Genomic DNA, 1,715 nt, shown 5'->3' with positions numbered 1-1,715 from the left:
ACCCGCCCCACCACGCGACCGGCACCGACAGCAGGGCCCCGGCCCGCAGCAGATCAGTGGCGATCATCACCGGCCGTCGCCGCACCCGGTCCACCCAGGCTCCGGCGGGCAGCCCCAGCAGGAGAACCGCGAGCGTGCCGAGCGCCGACAGCAGCCCCACCTCGCCGGCCCCGGCGCCCAGCGCGGTCACGGCGAGCAGGGGCAGCGCGACGTAGCTGATCTGGCTGCCGAGCTGGCTGACCGCCCCGGCGACGAAGAGGTTACGAAATCCGCGGAACCGCAGCAGCGGCTCTTCCATCACAGTTGCCGACATGTCAGCCAGAGTGCTGAGATATAGGTCAAAGCCGCTATCGATTAAGTGGTGCGCGAATCCGATGACCCTGGACCTGACGTTCACGGCCCACGACATCGCCAACACCCGCTTCGCCATCTCGCCGCTCGGTGAGGTCGTGGCCAGCGTCCGCGTGGTGAAGGACCCGCAGGCGCACCCGCTCCTGCGCCCCTGGGCGGAGCAGGTACGCCGCCGTCTCCAGGACGCCGACTGGCGGCTGCTGTCCGACCTGGTCCCGGTGCCGACGATCAGCATCGCCGGCTTCACCTGCACACCGCCGTCCACGTCCATGCCGGACCTGGAGCTGGAACTGGCCACGATGCGGGGCGCGGCCGACCGGGTCCGCTCGGACCTGGACGAGATCCCCGGTCCGCGCACGAAACGCGTCCAAGCCCTCTACGACGACCCCGAGCAGGGCCTGGAGCGACTGGCGCAGGAGGTCGAGGCCTACTGGCAGGCGGCGATGGCGCCATACTGGCCGCGGATCAGGTCGTTGCTGGAGGGCGAGATCCTCTACCGGGCCAGGCTGCTCGCCGAGGGCGGAGCCCGGCGCATGCTGGCCGACCTCGACGAGGCCGTCACCTGGGAGGACGGGACGCTACGCATCAGGCACCGGTTCGCGTCGGGCGTGCGCTCGCTGCGCGGGCTCGGGCTGCTGCTGGTGCCGTGCGTGTTCGTCGCGCCGCGGGTCTTCTCGGTCACCACGCCGCCGTACCAGCCCACCGTGCGCTACGCGCCGCGCGGCATCGCCACGTTGTGGGAGCGCCGCGAGCTGGAGCCGCCGGAGGCGCTCGCGGCCGTGCTCGGCAGGACACGTGCCCGGCTGCTGGCCGAGCTCGACCAGCCCGCCTCCACGCGCGACCTGGCCCAGCGCGCCGGGCTCTCCGAGCCCGGCGTCAACCAGCACCTCACCGCACTCCACAAGGCGGGACTGTGCTCGGCACACCGTACGGGGCGGTACGTCCTGTACGCCCGCACGGAGATCGCCGAGGCGCTACTTCGATGAGACCCCCACACCCAGGTCGAACTCGCGGTAGACGCGTGCCCAGAACCCGTCCCGCAGCCACACCCTGGCCTCGGGGAACGGCCGCAGCGAGTGGCCGAGCTCCTTCTCCGCCTCGATCAGCAGCTCGGTGTCGATCACGGTCGGCAGGATCGGCCCAGGCAGCAGGTCCCGGATGTTGTCGCGGCCACGGGTGAGAATCCACTTCTGTGCCACGTGCTCGCCCACGTCCTCCACGCGCGGCCGGCTCGGACCGAGCTTGGCCACCTGCCCCGCCTGGGGACGATGGCCCGGGGACGCCGCGGTGGGACCGTGGTCGGCATGGACGTACTGCGCAAAGCCTTGGGCGGGCTCTCGCTGATCTACGCGCTGGTCTTCTTC

Annotated in this window: 3 protein-coding genes; 1 reads left to right on the top strand and 2 read right to left on the bottom strand. The window is 71.5% G+C overall.

Features of this window, described 5'->3' with window-relative positions; translation table 11 throughout:
* Positions 1–313 (bottom strand): MFS transporter (locus tag ETD86_RS54235; RefSeq protein ID WP_246149543.1); only part of this gene is annotated, 313 nt, incomplete at its 3' end.
* Positions 314–374: 61 nt separating this feature from the next.
* On the opposite strand from ETD86_RS54235, the gene ETD86_RS54230 reads away from it, so the two are divergent.
* Positions 375–1,337 carry an ArsR/SmtB family transcription factor gene (locus ETD86_RS54230; protein ID WP_138674368.1) on the top strand — a complete coding sequence of 321 codons (963 nt, stop codon included), beginning with the start codon at positions 375–377 and terminating at the stop codon, positions 1,335–1,337.
* On the opposite strand, the gene ETD86_RS54225 is transcribed toward ETD86_RS54230, so the two are convergent.
* The gene (locus ETD86_RS54225) at positions 1,326–1,601 is read right to left on the bottom strand and encodes a hypothetical protein (protein ID WP_246149542.1); all 276 of its coding nucleotides are present in this window, start codon (positions 1,599–1,601) and stop codon (positions 1,326–1,328) included. The genes ETD86_RS54230 and ETD86_RS54225 overlap by 12 nt on opposite strands.
* Positions 1,602–1,715: the final 114 nt, after the last annotated feature.

The sequence above is a fragment of the Nonomuraea turkmeniaca genome, assembly GCF_005889735.1.
Classification (GTDB): domain Bacteria; phylum Actinomycetota; class Actinomycetes; order Streptosporangiales; family Streptosporangiaceae; genus Nonomuraea; species Nonomuraea turkmeniaca.
The sequence above is the reverse complement of the archived record's forward strand: the minus strand, read 5'-3'. Positions and strand labels throughout refer to the sequence as shown.

Coding starts and splice junctions, on each gene's coding strand:
- ETD86_RS54230 (WP_138674368.1), top strand. CDS start 375: ATGACCCTGGACCTGACGTTCACGGCCCACGACATCGCCAACACCCGC.